At 74.0% G+C, this 14,651-nt stretch carries 13 protein-coding genes; 9 read left to right on the forward strand and 4 right to left on the reverse strand.

The window, feature by feature from the left end:
- Positions 1-63 precede the first annotated feature (63 nt).
- The 3 genes from folK to folP are packed head-to-tail and all read right to left on the reverse strand — an operon-like array spanning position 64 to position 1,840.
- Positions 64-591, reverse strand: coding sequence for a 2-amino-4-hydroxy-6-hydroxymethyldihydropteridine diphosphokinase (gene folK, locus O7611_RS26770; RefSeq protein ID WP_194801953.1), 528 nt, complete (start codon positions 589-591; stop codon positions 64-66).
- A complete protein-coding gene (gene folB, locus O7611_RS26775; RefSeq protein ID WP_013288974.1) occupies positions 588-947 on the reverse strand; it encodes a dihydroneopterin aldolase in 360 nt (119 codons plus the stop codon). Before folB ends, folK begins: the two co-directional genes overlap by 4 nt.
- Positions 944-1,840, reverse strand: a complete 897-nt coding sequence (gene folP / locus O7611_RS26780; protein ID WP_269697772.1) for a dihydropteroate synthase — start codon at positions 1,838-1,840, stop codon at positions 944-946. Before folP ends, folB begins: the two co-directional genes overlap by 4 nt.
- Before the next feature lie 358 nt (positions 1,841-2,198).
- Between folP and O7611_RS26785 the strand changes: the two genes are divergently transcribed.
- The 7 genes from O7611_RS26785 to O7611_RS26815 are packed head-to-tail and all read left to right on the forward strand — an operon-like array spanning position 2,199 to position 10,592.
- Positions 2,199-2,513 (forward strand): hypothetical protein, encoded by a 315-nt coding sequence (locus O7611_RS26785; protein ID WP_013288976.1) that lies wholly within the window; start codon positions 2,199-2,201, stop codon positions 2,511-2,513.
- Positions 2,514-2,527: 14 nt separating this feature from the next.
- Complete coding sequence (locus O7611_RS26790) at positions 2,528-2,890, forward strand: hypothetical protein (RefSeq protein ID WP_013288977.1); 363 nt, start codon at positions 2,528-2,530, stop codon at positions 2,888-2,890.
- Between the two features lie 49 nt (positions 2,891-2,939).
- Positions 2,940-6,308 carry an ATP-binding protein gene (locus O7611_RS26795; protein ID WP_269697773.1) on the forward strand — a complete coding sequence of 1,123 codons (3,369 nt, stop codon included), beginning with the start codon at positions 2,940-2,942 and terminating at the stop codon, positions 6,306-6,308.
- Position 6,309: 1 nt separating this feature from the next.
- The gene (locus tag O7611_RS26800) at positions 6,310-8,253 is read left to right on the forward strand and encodes an MFS transporter (RefSeq protein WP_269697774.1); all 1,944 of its coding nucleotides are present in this window, start codon (positions 6,310-6,312) and stop codon (positions 8,251-8,253) included.
- Positions 8,250-8,810, forward strand: a complete 561-nt coding sequence (locus tag O7611_RS26805) for a hypothetical protein (RefSeq protein WP_194801957.1) — start codon at positions 8,250-8,252, stop codon at positions 8,808-8,810. Before O7611_RS26800 ends, O7611_RS26805 begins: the two co-directional genes overlap by 4 nt.
- Positions 8,807-9,982 (forward strand): M23 family metallopeptidase, encoded by a 1,176-nt coding sequence (locus O7611_RS26810; protein ID WP_269697775.1) that lies wholly within the window; start codon positions 8,807-8,809, stop codon positions 9,980-9,982. The genes O7611_RS26805 and O7611_RS26810 overlap by 4 nt, the downstream gene beginning before the upstream one ends.
- 10 nt (positions 9,983-9,992) lie before the next feature.
- On the forward strand, positions 9,993-10,592 hold the full coding sequence (locus tag O7611_RS26815) for a hypothetical protein (protein WP_269697776.1): 600 nt from the start codon (positions 9,993-9,995) through the stop codon (positions 10,590-10,592).
- A 7-nt stretch (positions 10,593-10,599) separates the two neighbouring features.
- Here the strand turns inward: O7611_RS26815 and O7611_RS26820 are convergent, their stop codons facing one another.
- Positions 10,600-11,157 (reverse strand): hypothetical protein, encoded by a 558-nt coding sequence (locus O7611_RS26820; protein ID WP_269698170.1) that lies wholly within the window; start codon positions 11,155-11,157, stop codon positions 10,600-10,602.
- A 213-nt stretch (positions 11,158-11,370) separates the two neighbouring features.
- On the opposite strand from O7611_RS26820, the gene O7611_RS26825 reads away from it, so the two are divergent.
- Together O7611_RS26825 and O7611_RS26830 are read left to right on the forward strand one after the other, a co-directional pair.
- Complete coding sequence (locus tag O7611_RS26825; protein ID WP_194802010.1) at positions 11,371-13,953, forward strand: FtsK/SpoIIIE domain-containing protein; 2,583 nt, start codon at positions 11,371-11,373, stop codon at positions 13,951-13,953.
- Positions 13,950-14,651, forward strand: a complete 702-nt coding sequence (locus O7611_RS26830) for a hypothetical protein (RefSeq protein ID WP_269697777.1) — start codon at positions 13,950-13,952, stop codon at positions 14,649-14,651. The genes O7611_RS26825 and O7611_RS26830 overlap by 4 nt, the downstream gene beginning before the upstream one ends.

Below are 14,651 nucleotides of genomic sequence, written 5' to 3' on the forward strand. Positions count from 1 at the left end.
GGGGAGCGGTCGGTGCTCACCGCACCTCCTCAGCTCGCCACTGCCGGGCCACGATCCACCGGGTCATGTGTCCGACTCTAGCGCCAGATCGGGTCGCGGGCTCAGTTCCAGGGCGTCCCCGGCGAGCGGCTCGGCGTTGAGCAGATCGGTCAGCCAGCCGTGCCCGGGCAGCCGGCCGTGCGGCTCGATGTCGATCCACGGGCGCAGCACGAAGGCGCGCAGGTGGGCCCGGGGGTGCGGCAGGATCAGCTCGGGGTCGTCGCGGAGCACCGGCTCGCCGGCGTCGTCCCAGACCGCGATCACGTCCACGTCGAGCGTGCGCGGCCCGTACCGTCGTTGCGGGTCGCGGTCGCGCCCGGCCGCCGCCTCCGCGGCCCGGGCGCACTCCAGCCAGTCATCCGGCGCCGCCGCCGGGTCCGCGACCATCACCGCGGCGTTCAGGTACGCGGGCTGGTCGGCGTCCCCCCACGGTGGAGTCTCGTAGACGCCGGAGACCACGAGCACCCGGTCGCCGAGCGCGGCCACCGCGCCGCGCAGATGGCCGAGCCGGTCGCCCAGGTTACTGCCGATCGACAGCACGGCCCGGGTCATCGGGTACGCCTCATCGTGACCGCGACGTCCCGGAAGGCGTGCGGGATCGGGGCCTCCGGCTTGTGCACGGTCACCGTCGCGGCGGCCACCAGCGGCTCGGCCAGGCAGACCGCGAGCAGCCGGTCGGCGAGTGTCTCGATGAGGTTCACCGGCTCGCCGGTGATCACCGCGACCAGACGTTCGGCGAGTTCGCCGTAGTGCACGGTGTCGGTCACCTCGTCCGAGCGCGCGGCCGGGCCCAGGTCCAGTTCGAGCACCGCGTCGACCACGAACTCCTGCCCCTGGGCGCGCTCGAAGTCGTAGACGCCGTGGCGGCCATGCGCGCGCAGGCCGGTCAGCTCGATCCGGTCGCTCATCTGTCGCCTCCGCTCGTGCCGGTGGCCGCTTCCGCCGGCCGGGTGCCGGTCGCGGTGGCGAGCCGGGGGCTGCCGGTGGCGCGCCAGACGGCGAGCACGTCGGCGGTGGCGCGGACGTCGTGCACGCGTACCCCCCAGGCGCCGGCCGCGACGGCGAGCACGCTCGTCGCGACGGTCGCGGCCTCCCGCCCGGCGGTGGGGCGTGGTTCGCCGGCCGGGTCGGCGAGCAACCGGCCCAGGTAGGACTTGCGGCTCGCCCCGAACAGCACCGGGAAGCCCAGGTCGACCAGCTCGGGCAGGCGGGCGCTCAGCGCCCAGTTGTGCGCGGCGGTCTTCGCGAAGCCCAGGCCCGGGTCCACGATGATCCGGTCGGCGGCCACCCCGGCGGCGAGCGCGGCGTCGACGCGCCGGCTCAGCTCGTCCCGGACCTCGGCCACCACGTCGGTGTACGTCGCCAGCTCCCGCATCCCCCGCGAGTGACCCCGCCAGTGCATGAGCACCCAGGGGCAGCCGGCGTCGCGAACCACCCGGGCCATGTCCGGGTCGGCGAGGCCGCCGGAGACGTCGTTCACCACGTACGCGCCGGCGGCGAGGACCGCCTCGGCGACCCGGGCGCGGCTGGTGTCGATGCTGACGAGGATGCCGGCGGCGCTCAGCTCGCGGACCACGGGCAGCACCCGGGCGGTCTCCGTCTCCGCGTCGACCCGCTCGGCGCCGGGCCGGGTGGACTCGCCACCCACGTCGATCAGGTCGGCGCCGTCCCCCCGCAGTCGCACCCCGTGTGCGACTGCCGCGCCCAGATCGGCGTATCTGCCGCCGTCGGAGAAGGAGTCGGGCGTGACGTTGAGGACGCCCATCACCACCGGGGCCTCCGCCCGTACCAGATCGGTCACGGACCCGACAGTACCGTTCGCCGGCAGGGCTTCCGGCCACCGGGCGAGCGCGCGACGCGGCACCCCTGACGTGCGCATTGGAACAGGTGTACGATCGGTCATCCGGGCCGTCGGAGGTCGACTCTTCACGGCTTGTCGCAAAGGTGGCCGGGCCGTACGCTTTGGAATTGCCCAGCATCGAGATGGCGAAGCCTGGAGGGAGGGCCGAAGCGGGAAGAATCCCCCCAAAACTCACCACTCTGCGTGGTGGGTGACGGACTCAGCGTTGACGGCGCTGTCTCTGACGAGCACCATCCCGCCAGGCTTGCCTACTTGCACCAACGCGGCGCCGCCGGCCGCGACCTTGGGGAGGTTTCCAGTGATCGCCATCGAGCTCATGGCAACGGCGTCCAGTGCCGTCGACCACGCGCTCCACACCCTGGCGTCGACTCCACTCGCCGAGCCGGCACCGAAGGGCATCGACACCGACAACGTCGTCACCTTCTTCGCCAGCAAGATCGCGCCGATCCTGCTCGCGGTCCTCGGGGTGATCTTCATCGGCCGGGCCAGCCGGGGTGAGATCTCCAAGGTGCTGACCAGCTCGGCCATCGCCATCATCGGCCTGGCCTTCATCGCCGGAGCGGCAACACTCTTCTTCGTCGGCGACTACCTGATCAACCTGATCTTCGAGTAGGGCGCTGGGCGACGATGCGGCTGCGCACCGACGACGACATCTACCGGGCACGCCTCGTCTACCTGGGGCCGCCCGGGTACACCCTTCCCGTCCACCTGCCGTACGCCCAGTACGGCCTGTTCATGCTGCTCGTACCCCTCTACATGTTCATCCACTGGCTGTTCACGCTCCAGGTCGAGCTGTTCCCCGCATGGGAGATCTCGCTGGCGATCGTGACGACCTCGTTCATCTTCCGGTACGTCGACCCGGACCGGCCCGCGCGCATGGTCATCCGGACCGCGCTGACCGACTGGCGACGCACCCGGGAACCGGCCACCGAGCAGCGGGATCCGCGGCTCGTCGCGAGCCGGATCAGGATCCGGGAGGAACTGGCATGACCGGGCGTACGACAACCGTGCAGACGAACGACGCGGGTGAGGCGGTCGCATGAGTCGCTCTTCCACGCCGGGTTCCCCGGCCGGGCGCCCGGCCGGGCCCAACGGTAACCGTGCGCGATCGTTCGACTACCCGCCGGACGAGGATCTGGACGAGGTCGTCCTCGACAGCGCGCTCGTCACCAGCCCCGGGCACAGCCGCGTCGGCGTGTTCCAGCCGCCGCGACCGATGACCCCGCGCGAGCCGGTACGCCCCGAAGGCGACATCGACTCCCCCTTCCTCGACCTGTTCGGCGGCGCGCAGCCCCGGCGGCGGCCCGCCGCGTCCACACCGCTCCCGCCGGTCGAGCCGGTGGTGGCGCCGCCGCGCCGTGGCGTCGGCCGGGAGCCCCTGCCGATCCCGCACCAGCCCGCCGTGCCGGTCGAGCCGGCGCCCCGGGCCGAACCGGAACCGCCGGTCCGCGAGCGGGCCCCTGGGGTACGCGCGGTCGGCCGCCCCCGGCCCGAACCCGCACCGCCGCCGGTCGAGCCCTCCCTGCCCGACCCGCCCGCCGCGCTCGCCCCGCCGCCGCCGTCCCGGAGCCGGGTGCCGCAGCAGGCCGGTGACCGGCTGCCCGCGCTCCGGCCCCCGGCCGAGCCCGAGCCGGCGCTCCCGCCGCCCCCGCAGATCCACGCCCCCGCGCCTGTCCCCGCCGACCACCGGGAGCCGGATCTCGCTCCCGCCGACCCGCTCACGGCCGCGGCGGCACCGTCGCGGGAGGTCGGCCGCTCGGCGCACCGCGAGGTGGCGCCGCCCCGGCAGCGCGCGCCGGAGCGCCGCAACCGGCCGACCAAGCCGGTCCGGGTCCGCGCCCCGAAGATCAAGTTCGGTGACCGGGACCCGTCGGTCGAGCTGGCCATCACCGAGATCGCCGGCCACCTGACCTTCACCCCGAACACAGTCACCGCCTGGTACTGGCTGCCCGAGGTGCGATGGGCGTTCCGGCCGGACGCCGAACGCGAGGCGCTGCTCTCGGCGATCTCCGAGCAGTACGCCGGACTCGCCGGGTTCCGGCTGCACCTGCGCCGCACCACCCGGCCCTTCCCGGCCGACGAGTGGGCCCGCACCATCGACGCGCACACCGCCGCCCCGCTGCCCGACGTACCGGGCACCACCGGCTGGGCCGACCACCTGGTCGCCGCCCAGCGGCACCTGATGGCGGTCAACCACGCCGAGGGCCAGACCTACCTCGGTGTCACGTTCGCCCGCCGGTCGCTCGGCGACTCGCTCACCGAACGACTCCTGCGCACGTTCGGCCGGGGCACCGCCGACGGCGAGCGCCGCCGGCTGAGCCGTACCGTCGAGCAGTTCGACGAGGTCCTCGGCGCGTTCGGCATGCGCGGACGCCGGGTCACCGCACCCGAACTGGAATGGCTGCTCTACCGCTCGGTGGCACTGTGCATGGCGCCACCCGGCGTCCTGTCCCCGATCACCAACGGCCGGTGGGAACGCGGCGACCTGCTGGCCCTCACCGAGCAGGTCGAGCGCTACCGCACCCCGTACGGCTCGACGGTGAAGCTGGTCAACCGGATGACCGGCGAGGAACGCCACGTCGCCGTGCTCGCGGTCGGCCGGATGGAGCCGCTGGAGATCCCCGAACGGCACGAGCCCTGGCTGCACTTCCACGAGCGGCTCCCGTGGCCGATGGAGCTGTCCACCCGGGTCGACATCCTCGGCCCCAACGACTCCTTCCGGAACCTCGAACACCGGCTCCGGATGATCCGTTCCCAGCAGCTCGACTACGCCGAGCACGGCATCGACGCCCCACCCGAGCTGGAACGGCTGGCCAAGCGCGCGCTGGTGATCGGCGACGAGATGACCACCGGCCTGCCCGTGGACTCGGCCCGGGCACACGGCTGGCACCGGATCGCGGTCGGCGGGCGTACCCGGGAAGAGTGCCTGGAACGGGCCCGGCGGCTCATCCAGCTCTACTCCCGCGAGCTGCGGATCTCGCTCCAGCACCCGAAGAACCAGGACTGGCTGGCCCGCGAGTTCATCCCCGGCGAGCCGATCGCCAACACCGGCTACGTCCGGCGGATGCCGGTCAACCTGCTCGCCGCCGCGCTGCCGCAGGCCGCGTCCACGGTCGGCGACCGGCGCGGCGACCTCATCGGGCGCACCGCCGGCACCTGCCGCCGGCCGGTCTTCCTCGACCTGCACTTCCCGATGGAGGTACGCGAGCGCTCCGGCCTCGCCGTCTTCGTCGCCGAACCGGGCGGTGGCAAGTCCACGCTGCTCGGCGCGCTCGGCTACCTGGCCGCGCGCCGCGGCGTGCAGGTGACGCTGCTCGACCCGTCCGGCCCGCTGGCCCGGCTCTGCGCCATGCCCGAACTGGCGCCGTACTCGCGGGTGCTCAACCTGACCGGCTCGGAGCAGGGCACGCTCGCGCCGTACGCGCTGATCCCGACGCCGCTGCGCAGCGAGTTCGGCGCCGGCCCGGCGGGCGACCGCGAGTTCGAGATCGCCGTGTCGAACGCCCGCGCCGAGCGCCGGATGCTGGTGCAGGACATCTGCATGATGCTGGTGCCGCCGCAGGTTGCCCGGGAGGCGTCCACCGCCACGCTGTTCCGGCACGCCGTACGCCAGGTCCCCGCCGAGGAGACCTCCACGCTCGACGACGTGGTGACCTGCCTCCAGGGGCTCGACGACGACGCCGGGCGCGAACTGGCGCACCTTCTCCTCGACACCGCCGAGATGCCGCTGGCCATGCTCTTCTTCGGCCGGCCGCCGGAGGGACTGCTCGGCGCCGACGCGGCGCTCACCGTCATCACCATGGCCGGTCTGCGACTCCCCGACCTCAAGATCGAGCGGGAGTACTGGTCGGCCGAGGAGGCGCTCGCGCTGCCGATGCTGCACACCGCGCACCGGCTCGCCGTACGCCGCTGCTACGGCGGCTCGATGTCCTCCCGGAAGCTGGTCGGCCTCGACGAGGCGCACTTCATGGAGGGCTGGCGGTCCGGGCGCTCGTTCCTGGTCCGGCTCGCCCGCGACTCCCGCAAGTGGAACCTCGCCGCGCTCGTCGCCTCGCAGAACCCCAAGGACATCCTCGGCCTCGACGTGCAGAACCTCGTCTCCACCGTCTTCGTCGGCCGGATCGCCGAGGACAGCGAGATCGCCTCCGAGGCGCTGCGCCTGCTGCGGGTTCCTGTCGACGACGGTTACGAAGCGACACTCGCCTCGCTCTCCCAGGCGGACAGCGGATCGGCCAACCGGCTCGGCTTCCGCGAGTTCGTCATGCGCGACGTCGACGGGCGCGTGCAGAAGGTCCGGGTCGACGTGTCGTACGTCGACGGGCTGCTGGAACACCTGGACACCACCCCCGCCGCGGTCGCCCAGGCCGCCGGGATACTGCCGACCGTCCTGGCTGATCTGGAGGCGTGACATGGCGAGGGCCCGGGCACGGATCGCGGCGCTCCTCCTCGCGCTCGGCGTACTCGCCGGGGCCACGATCTCCTGGCCGGTGATCGGGGCGGCCACACCCGCATACGCCGCCGCGCCGGTCACCCAGGCGCGCGCCGAGCTGTGCAGCACCAAGGAGTGGCAGGCCGACTTCCGGTCCTGCGTCGGCAAGCTCAAGGCGGTCAGCGAGGACCAGGTCGAGTGCCGCAACGCGCCGGTGCCCGCCGCGCCGGACTCGGGACTGGCCGGCTGGTTCGCGTCCCGGCCCGACTCGGCGAAGGAGCCCGGCCCGAAGGGCCTCTACAGCGACTACGGGTACGCCGGGTACAGCTACAACACGTACGACGTGGACGGCGGCTGTGCCTCCTCGGTGCTGCATCCGGACTACCGCTTCACGACGATGGTCGCCAACGGCGAGTTCATGTTCGCCAACGCGGTGATCGGCGCCTCGAACGCGTTGCGCGAGCGCGCCTGGGATCCGCGCACGATGTGGAGCTGGGCCGACCCGCTGGTGGAGCAGGCCACGAAGGCCGTCTACCAGAAGGTGTTCAGCGTCTTCGGCATCATCACCGTCTGCGTGGTCGGCCTCTACCTGCTCTGGCGGTCCCGCCAGTCGGACATGAGCAACGCGATGACCACTGCCGGCTGGGCGCTGCTGGTGATGGTGGCGGTGACCGCGCTGGCCGCCTGGCCGGTGAAGTCCGCGAACATCGCCGACAACACGCTGATCACCACGCTGGGCGTCGTGCACGACGCGGTCGGCCCCTCCTCCAAGACCGTCCCGCCGGACAAGTGCGCGCTGCCGAACCCGAGCGCCTGTGTCGACAAGCGGCCGCCCGCCGTGCGCGCCAGCGACACGGCGACCGAGACGATGCTCTACCGGAACTGGCTGCGCGGTGTGCTCGGCTCGGCGGACAGCGAGACCGCTAAGAAGTACGGCCCGGCCCTGTACGACGCCAAGTCCCTGACCTGGGAGGAGTCGGAGAAGCTCCGCCAGAACCCGGCCACCCGCGAGGGCACGATCAAGGCCAAGCAACAGCAGTGGGCCCGTGTCGCCGAGCAGATCAAGACCGAGGATCCGGAGGCGTACGAGTACCTCAAGGGCACCAAGGACATGGACCGGATCGGTGCCGGGTTCATCGCGGTGCTGGCCTCGGTGCTGTTCGCCATGTTCGACCTCACCGCGTCACTGCTGGTGCTGCTCGGCTTCCTGATCTTCCGCTGGGCGGTGATCGCCGCGCCGATCCTCGGCACCGTCGGCCTGATGCGCCCGGCCAGCGCCGGGCTCCGGCGCCTGGCGAACGCGGTGGTCGCCGCCGTCTTCAACATCGCCATCTTCGGCACCGGCGCGGCCATCTACCTCTTCGCCGTCGACCTGATCATGAACACCGCCACGCTGCCCGGCTGGCTCCAGGTGGTCCTGGTCTGGCTCTGCGGGGTCGTCGGCTGGTTGCTGTTGCGGCCGTACCGCCGGATCACCCAGCTCGGCGGCAAGGACAGCAGCGAGGCGGTCAGCTCGGCCGGCTCCTGGCACCGCCGGTTCTTCCGGGACATGCGGATCGCCGCGCGGCTGGACGTGGCCGAGCCCGGCGGGACCAACGAGCCGGCGATCGGCAAGCGCCGCACCGTCACGGCGGACCAGCGCAGTCTCCGGCCGGAGGCCCGGCACGAGGATCCGGCGCACAGCGCCACACCCGCCGAGCGGGAAAGGCCGGACGGACGGGAACGGCCGGAGGAGGCGCCCGCGAGCGGACGGCCCGGTGAGCGTCCCGGCGCCACTCCCCGCCCCCGGCGCGCAGCGTCGACCTGGACCGAGCCGGATGTGCCGGAGGAAGCGCCCTCCTACGCCGTCTACCGGCCGGACTCGGCGGACCGCGGCACCGCCCCGGCCCGGCCGGCGCCGCGCATCCGCTCCGAGGCCCGGTGAGTCCGGTGCGACGCGCGCTGGAATTCCTCTTCACCCGGGTCCTCCGGTCCCGGATCGGTGTCGCCCTCATGATCGCCGTGCTGGTCTTCGGGGTGATCGGCGCGGCCCGCCTCGTCGCCGGCCCCGGCGATCCGGGCCTCGGCCTGACCAGCCGCCCCACCCAGCCGATCAGCACCACGGACCCGGAGGCCGGTGACGACGGCGTGCTCGCCAGCCCGCCGACCGCGGTCGCACCGAAGACCCGGCCGGGCGAGGACACGCCGGAGGAGGTCGCCGGCCGCTTCGCCACCGCTTGGTTGAGCGGCCCGGGCAGCAGCGGCGACGCGTGGCAGGCCCGCCTGCGGCCGCTCTCCACGCCGGCGCTGGCCGAGAAGATGACTGATGCCGACCCGGAGACAGTGCCCGCACGGAGGACCGCCGGCACCCCGACGCTCCGGCCCCGTACCGAGTCCTTCGTGGAGGCGGTGGTTCCGCTGGACAACGGCACGCTCCGGCTCGAACTCGTCGCACCGGACGGACCCTGGCTGGTGGACGCGATCGACTGGGAGCGGTCGTGACCGCCGGCCCGGCCGTCGCCGGGCAGGTCCGCCGGAAGCTGCGCCTGGGCGTGGTCGCCACCGCCGTCACGAGTGTGCTCGCCCTGCTCTGCTGCGTCGGCGGCGCCGGCGCCTTCCTTCTCACCGAACTCGGCGGCGACGAGGACGACCCGAAGCTCGCGGCCCTGAACTGCGACCCCACCTACCAGGTGAACCTGACCGGCGACATGCCGCGCTTCGCCGAGTACGGCGAGCGCCAACTGCGCAACGCCGCGGTCATCATCAAGGTCGGCCAGGACATGAAGCTCCCCGCGCGCGGCTGGGTGATCGCGCTCGCCACCGCGATGCAGGAATCAGCGCTGCGCAACCTCGCCAACAGCACGGTGCCGGCATCGCTGGCGCTGCCGCACGAAGGGGTCGGCGCCGACCACGACTCGCTGGGTCTGTTCCAGCAGCGGCCCGGATGGGGCAGCGTCGAGCAGCGGATGACGCCCTCGTACGCGGCCCGCAAGTTCTACCAGAAGATGGAGAAGGTGCCGAACTGGCAGCAGCGCCCGCTCACTGTGGTCGCCCAGAAAGTCCAGGTCAGCGCCTACCCCGACGCCTACGCCAAGCACGAGGAACTGGCCGGAGCCATCGTCGACGCGCTGGCCGGCGGCGCCGCCCGGACCGTGGAGATCGCCGGCAAGGCCGTGTGCGACGCCGCGGCCGGAGACCGGATCGCCGCCTCCGGCTGGACCGCGCCGCTGCCCGGCGGTGTGGTCTCCGGTTTCCGCACCACGGCCCGGCCCAGCCACCACGGCGTGGACCTGGCCGCCTCGAAGGGCACGCCGATCCACGCCGCCTCGGCCGGCCGGGTGCTGGTGGCCCGCTGCGACCCCGACCGCTCCGGGCGGCGGGACTGCGACCGGGACGGCTGGCCGAACAAGGGCGGCTGCGGATGGTTCGTGGACATCCTGCACGCCGGCGGATTCATCACCCGCTACTGCCACATGGTCGAGCGACCTCGCGTGGTGCCTGGTCAGGCGGTCGAGGCGGGCGAGGTCATCGGCCTCTCCGGCAGCAGCGGCAACTCGTCCGGTCCGCACCTGCACTTCGAGGTGCACCGCAATGGCGACCGGTCCAGCAACGGGGCGGAGAACCCGGTGCCCTTCATGCGCAAGCGGGGCGCGCCCCTCGGCGAGACCGGGTGAGGCCGGGCGGATGAGCAACCCCCTGCCCGACCCGTTCGCCGACCGGCCCGACTGGGCACCGCTGCCGCCCCGGCCGGTGGAGACCGTGCCCGCCACCGGCGGCACCGAGCTGCGCGGCCGCCGCGTCCTGGTCGGCCTGCCCGGCCTCGGCTGGCGTGGCGACCTGCGGGCCGACGAGCGGGTGGTGCAGGGCAGCCGCACCTACGTACCGGTGATCCCGGAACACGAGTGGTACCGGGCCGAGGCCGAGCAGGTGGAGGTGTTCGCGCCGCTGGTGCCTGTGGAACGGGTCTGGGTGGAGACCATCGGCGAGCGGCGTCCGGCGACCGGAGGAAGCGCCCCGGGACTCCGGCTGGTCTCGCTGGACGTGCCGAAGCGCCGGCCGCCGACGCCGGTGTTCGAGGCCGACGCGGTGACCGGGCGGCGCGTGGTACACGTGGACAACGGCGTGGAACGGCGCGACCTGCGTGCCGTCACCGAGACCTACTCCGGGGCGGACGGCGACATCTGCGTGCGGGTGGCCCCGGAACTGGAGTGGTACCGGTGGGCCTGGCGCGGCCAGGCACCGACCACGTTGGAGGTGCCGGTGCACCTGCTCTGGCTGGAATAGCCGGGAGTCAGTCGGCGCGCTGCGCCGAGCAGACGCCCCACCCGTCGTCGCGTCTCGTATCGAACCGCCACCTCTGCCGCTCACTCTGCGTGATGCCCTCAACTGAGGCGGAGATGATGAGGTCGACCTCGACCACCGCGACCTCGCCGGACTCCTGAACGGCCAGCGGACCCCAGCTCACCGAGATCGTCGTGTTGAAGCGCTGCTCCCGGGCCGCGAGGTCGTCGCGAAGCGCACGCAAGGCGTCAGCATCCGCCCTTCCGGCGCAGTCGAACTCCTCGGCTCTCGTGTCGTTACGGTTGACGAGGAAAGCTCGGAGGTAGTTGTCCACCACGACGTCGGGGGCGCTTCGGTCTGGGGCGGTTGCGCGGTCGTACAGCACGAACCCGACCACTCCGCCGACGGTGCACAACAGCGCCAGCACCCCCGCGACGACAGCGAGCACTGTGCGCACCGGACGCTTGGGGCGTACCGGTGCGGGAGCGGGCGCGGGGGGCGCCAGCTGCTCCGGCGGGGTTCGCTGCGCCGGTACTCGGGACACCTGGGAACCGGCGGGGGGCTGCACTGATTCCACCTCCTGAGGCTATCGGCTGCGCCGCGCGTACCCAATGCCTGGAACCGGCGGATCGTGGCGAACCGCCGGGCGGGCACCGACCGGCGGCGGGGTGAGGCTGCTCACCGCCGACCAGCTCACCGCGCCGACCGACATCCCGGTGGACGGCCGCCGCCTGGGTTACCGTCACACCTCGGGGAGGACATGTCGGCCTCGGAAAGAGAGGTGGACGCGGTGGTGACTCCGAAGGCGCGCGCCGGCCGGGCCGCCGCGCTGCACCGCCGGGCCGAGGCCGCCGCGACGGCGGCGGCGGGCATCCTCGACGAGATCCGGCCCGCGCCGGCCGACCATCATCGGCAGTACGAACTGGCCGAGCGCCTGCGGGCGGCGGCAGAGCTGGCGGCGCCCGGTTGGGCCGGCGCGCCACTGGACGCGCTGACCGCGACGACTCCACCGGGTGACGGTCTGCCGCCGCTGGTCCGGGTCGGTACCGCGTCGCCGCTCGACGACGCCCGCTTCCCCGCGCTGGTGCCGCTGCTCGGCAGCGGCCATGTGAGCCTCGACGCCGACGCCTCGGACGCCCGGGTGGCCGGGCTGCTCCGCGCGCTGCTGCTGCGCGTCTTCGCTGCCACGCCGGCAGGGGCGCTGCTGGCCCGCGCGGTGGACGGCGGTTCCGGTGCGACGTTCGCCGGGTACGCGCCGCTCGCCGACGCCGGCCTGCTGCCCCCGCCCGCCACCGACCTCGCCGGGATGCGCGCGGTGCTGGCCGAGGCGGAGCAGTGGGTGGCCGCCGGGACGGCCCGGCAGCGCGGGCACGACCGAACGCTGCTGCTCGTGGTTGCGGCGCTGCCCGAGGGTACGACCACCGCCGACCTGGACCGGCTCGCCGGGCTGGCCGAGGGCGGGCCGCGCGCAGGGCTGCATCTGGTGCTCGCCGGCTGGCCGGACGGCAGCCCGCTGCCGCGCGCCACAGCGGTCACCGTTCGCACCGCGTACGCGCTGGTCGGTGACCCGCCCGGCGCCGGCTTCAGCAGTCCGGGCGCCGAGCCGCCGGGCGGGTTGAACTCGCCGGTGTTCCTCGACGAGGATCCACCCGCCGACCTGGTCGCCGCTGTTTGTGCGCGGTTGGCCCAGCAGATCGAGGACGGCTCCCGTCTCTCCCTTCGTGACCTGCTGCCTGCCGACGGCTTCTGGACGACCGGCTCGGCCGACGGGCTGAGCACAACTGTGGGTGACGCCGCCGGGCGTCCGGTCAGCCTGGGCTTCACCGAGCTGACGCCACACTGGCTGGTCAGCGGCCGAGGTCAGGCGGGGCGGTCGGCGTTCCTGACCGACGCGTTGTTCGGCCTCGCCGCCCGGTACGGCCCGGACGAGCTGGCGCTCTACCTGGCCGACCTGGCCGACGGCGAGTCGTTCGTGGAGTTCCTCCAGACCGAGCGGGACCGCTCCTGGGTGCCGCAGGTGCGTGCCGCCGGGATGGCCGCCGACCGGGAGTACGTGGCCGACCTGTTCGGTGAGCTGGAGGCGGAGCTGCGCCGCCGCGAGGAGGCGTCCCGGCGGGCCGGCGGGCAGCGCTACGCCGAGCTGCGCCAGCACCAGCCGCTGCCCCGGATCGTCTGCGTGGTCGACAACTTCCCGCTGGCGCTGCGCGAGCGGGACCGGCTCGCCGCCGACCTGCTGGCCCGGCTGGACGCGCTCGCCCGCGCCGGCCGGTCGTACGGGATCCACCTGGTGCTGGCCGGCGAGGGTGACCTGGGCATCGGCGGTCCGCGTGACCCGCTGCTCGGCCAGTTCCCGGTGCGGGTGGCGCTGCCCGGCGGCTCGGCGGTGCTGGAACCGGCGAACGACTCGGCGGCCGGGCTGCCGGTGGGCAGCGCTGTGGTGAACACGGCGGGTGGCCTGGGCGGTCCGCGCGGCGCGACCCGGGGGCACGAGCGGATGATCCGTTTCCCGGATCCGTACGAGGATCCCGAGGTCCTGTCCGACCTGCGGCGACGGCTCTGGGAGGCGCGGGGCGAGTCGGCGACACCGCCCGTGGTGTTCGCCGGGTACGCCCGCCCGCTGCTCGCCAACGACCCCCGGCACCGGGCCGCGCTGGCCGGGCGGACCCACGCGCCCGCCGCGTTGCTGGGCCGGGCGGTGGACGTGCGGCGGTCCACGGTGACGGTGCCGCTGGGGCCGGGCGCGGGGCGGAACCTGGCCGTCCTGGGCCGGGACGAGGAGGCTGAGCGCCTGCTGGTGACTGCGGTGCGCAGCGCGGCGGCAGCGCATCCGGGCTCGGCCCGGTTCGTGCTGGCGCCGCTGGCGAACGGGTCTGCCGAGCCGGCCGGGGTGCTCGCCGCCGAGCTGGCCGGACGGCACCGGGTGGAGACCGTCGACGCGGCCGGGCTGCGGACCGCGATGGAGTCGGACGAGCCGGGTTATCTCGTCGTGTTCGGGCTGGACGTGCCGGACGCCACCGAACTGCCGCCGGACCTGCTGCGGACGCTGCTGCTGGAGGGCCCGCCGGCCGGGCGGCACCTGCTCGGCTGGTGGCGGACACCGGCGCCGCTGGCCGGGCTGCTCGGTCCCGAGGGCGAGGTGGACAAGCTCACCGCCGTGGCGGTCACCGACGTGCCGGGCGGCCGGCTGGAGCAACTCTTCGACCGTCCGGTCTGGTGGCGGCCCCGCCCCTGTCGCGCGGTGCTCTGGGACGGCCCGGACGAGCAGGGCACCGTCTTCGTCCCGTTCGGCACGACCGAAGTGGCGACCGCGCGGGTCGAACCGGACCCGCGGGCGACGGAGCGCACCGGGGAGGGGGCCGCATGAGCGAGACCGGCACGACCGTACCGGGGCCCCGCGCGGGTGGCCCGACAACCGTGGCGGACCCCGCCGAGTCGGCCTGGGCGGAGTACGTCGCCGCCGCGCGGGCGCTCGACGGCGTACGCCGGGCGGCGGCCACCGCCGCCGGGGAGCAGGCGCGGTCGGTGGCTGCGGCCCGCGAGGAGCTGACAGCGGTACGGGAACGGCTGGCGCCGCAGCAGTCCCGGCTGCGTGAGCTGGGCGTACCGGCGATGTCGCTGGTCCCGACGCCGCCGGAGGTGACCGAGGCGGCCCGGTCGATGGCGGGCGGGCCGTCGGCGGTGCTGGCGGCGCTGCGCGCCGCCGGGGACTGGGCGGACGCGGCGGACGACACTCTGAGCGCGCGCGGCCTGCCGCGGCTGGCTAGGTGGCCGGCCCGTCCGCGCAACCTGCTCGTGTACGGGCCGCTGGCGCTCGTGGTGCCGCTGCTCCAGCTCGTGCTGTACGCGGTCGCCGGCCCGGGGCCGGTGACAGTGCTGGCGCTGCTCGTGGGGCTGCCGCTGCCGGCTGTCGCGTTCATGCTGGGCTGGCTCGCGGTGGGGCGCGTCTTCCGCCCGCGTCCGACCGATCGGGTGGACCGGACGCCCCGATTCGGCGCCCTGGTCTGCCTGGTCCCGGCGGTGCTCACCGCCGCCGGACTGCTGCTCGCCATGCTGCCCGACTGA

Source organism: Micromonospora sp. WMMC273 (assembly GCF_027460285.1).
Taxonomy (GTDB): Bacteria; Actinomycetota; Actinomycetes; order Mycobacteriales; family Micromonosporaceae; genus Micromonospora; species Micromonospora aurantiaca.

What these genes read in the sequence shown, in the direction of transcription:
- O7611_RS26795 (WP_269697773.1), top strand. Translation starts at nt 2,940, where the DNA reads ATGAGTCGCTCTTCCACGCCGGGTTCCCCGGCCGGGCGCCCGGCCGGG.
- O7611_RS26815 (WP_269697776.1), top strand. Translation starts at nt 9,993, where the DNA reads ATGAGCAACCCCCTGCCCGACCCGTTCGCCGACCGGCCCGACTGGGCA.
- folK (WP_194801953.1), bottom strand. Translation starts at nt 591, where the DNA reads ATGACCCGGGCCGTGCTGTCGATCGGCAGTAACCTGGGCGACCGGCTC.
- O7611_RS26830 (WP_269697777.1), top strand. Translation starts at nt 13,950, where the DNA reads ATGAGCGAGACCGGCACGACCGTACCGGGGCCCCGCGCGGGTGGCCCG.
- folB (WP_013288974.1), bottom strand. Translation starts at nt 947, where the DNA reads ATGAGCGACCGGATCGAGCTGACCGGCCTGCGCGCGCATGGCCGCCAC.
- O7611_RS26790 (WP_013288977.1), top strand. Translation starts at nt 2,528, where the DNA reads ATGCGGCTGCGCACCGACGACGACATCTACCGGGCACGCCTCGTCTAC.
- O7611_RS26800 (WP_269697774.1), top strand. Translation starts at nt 6,310, where the DNA reads ATGGCGAGGGCCCGGGCACGGATCGCGGCGCTCCTCCTCGCGCTCGGC.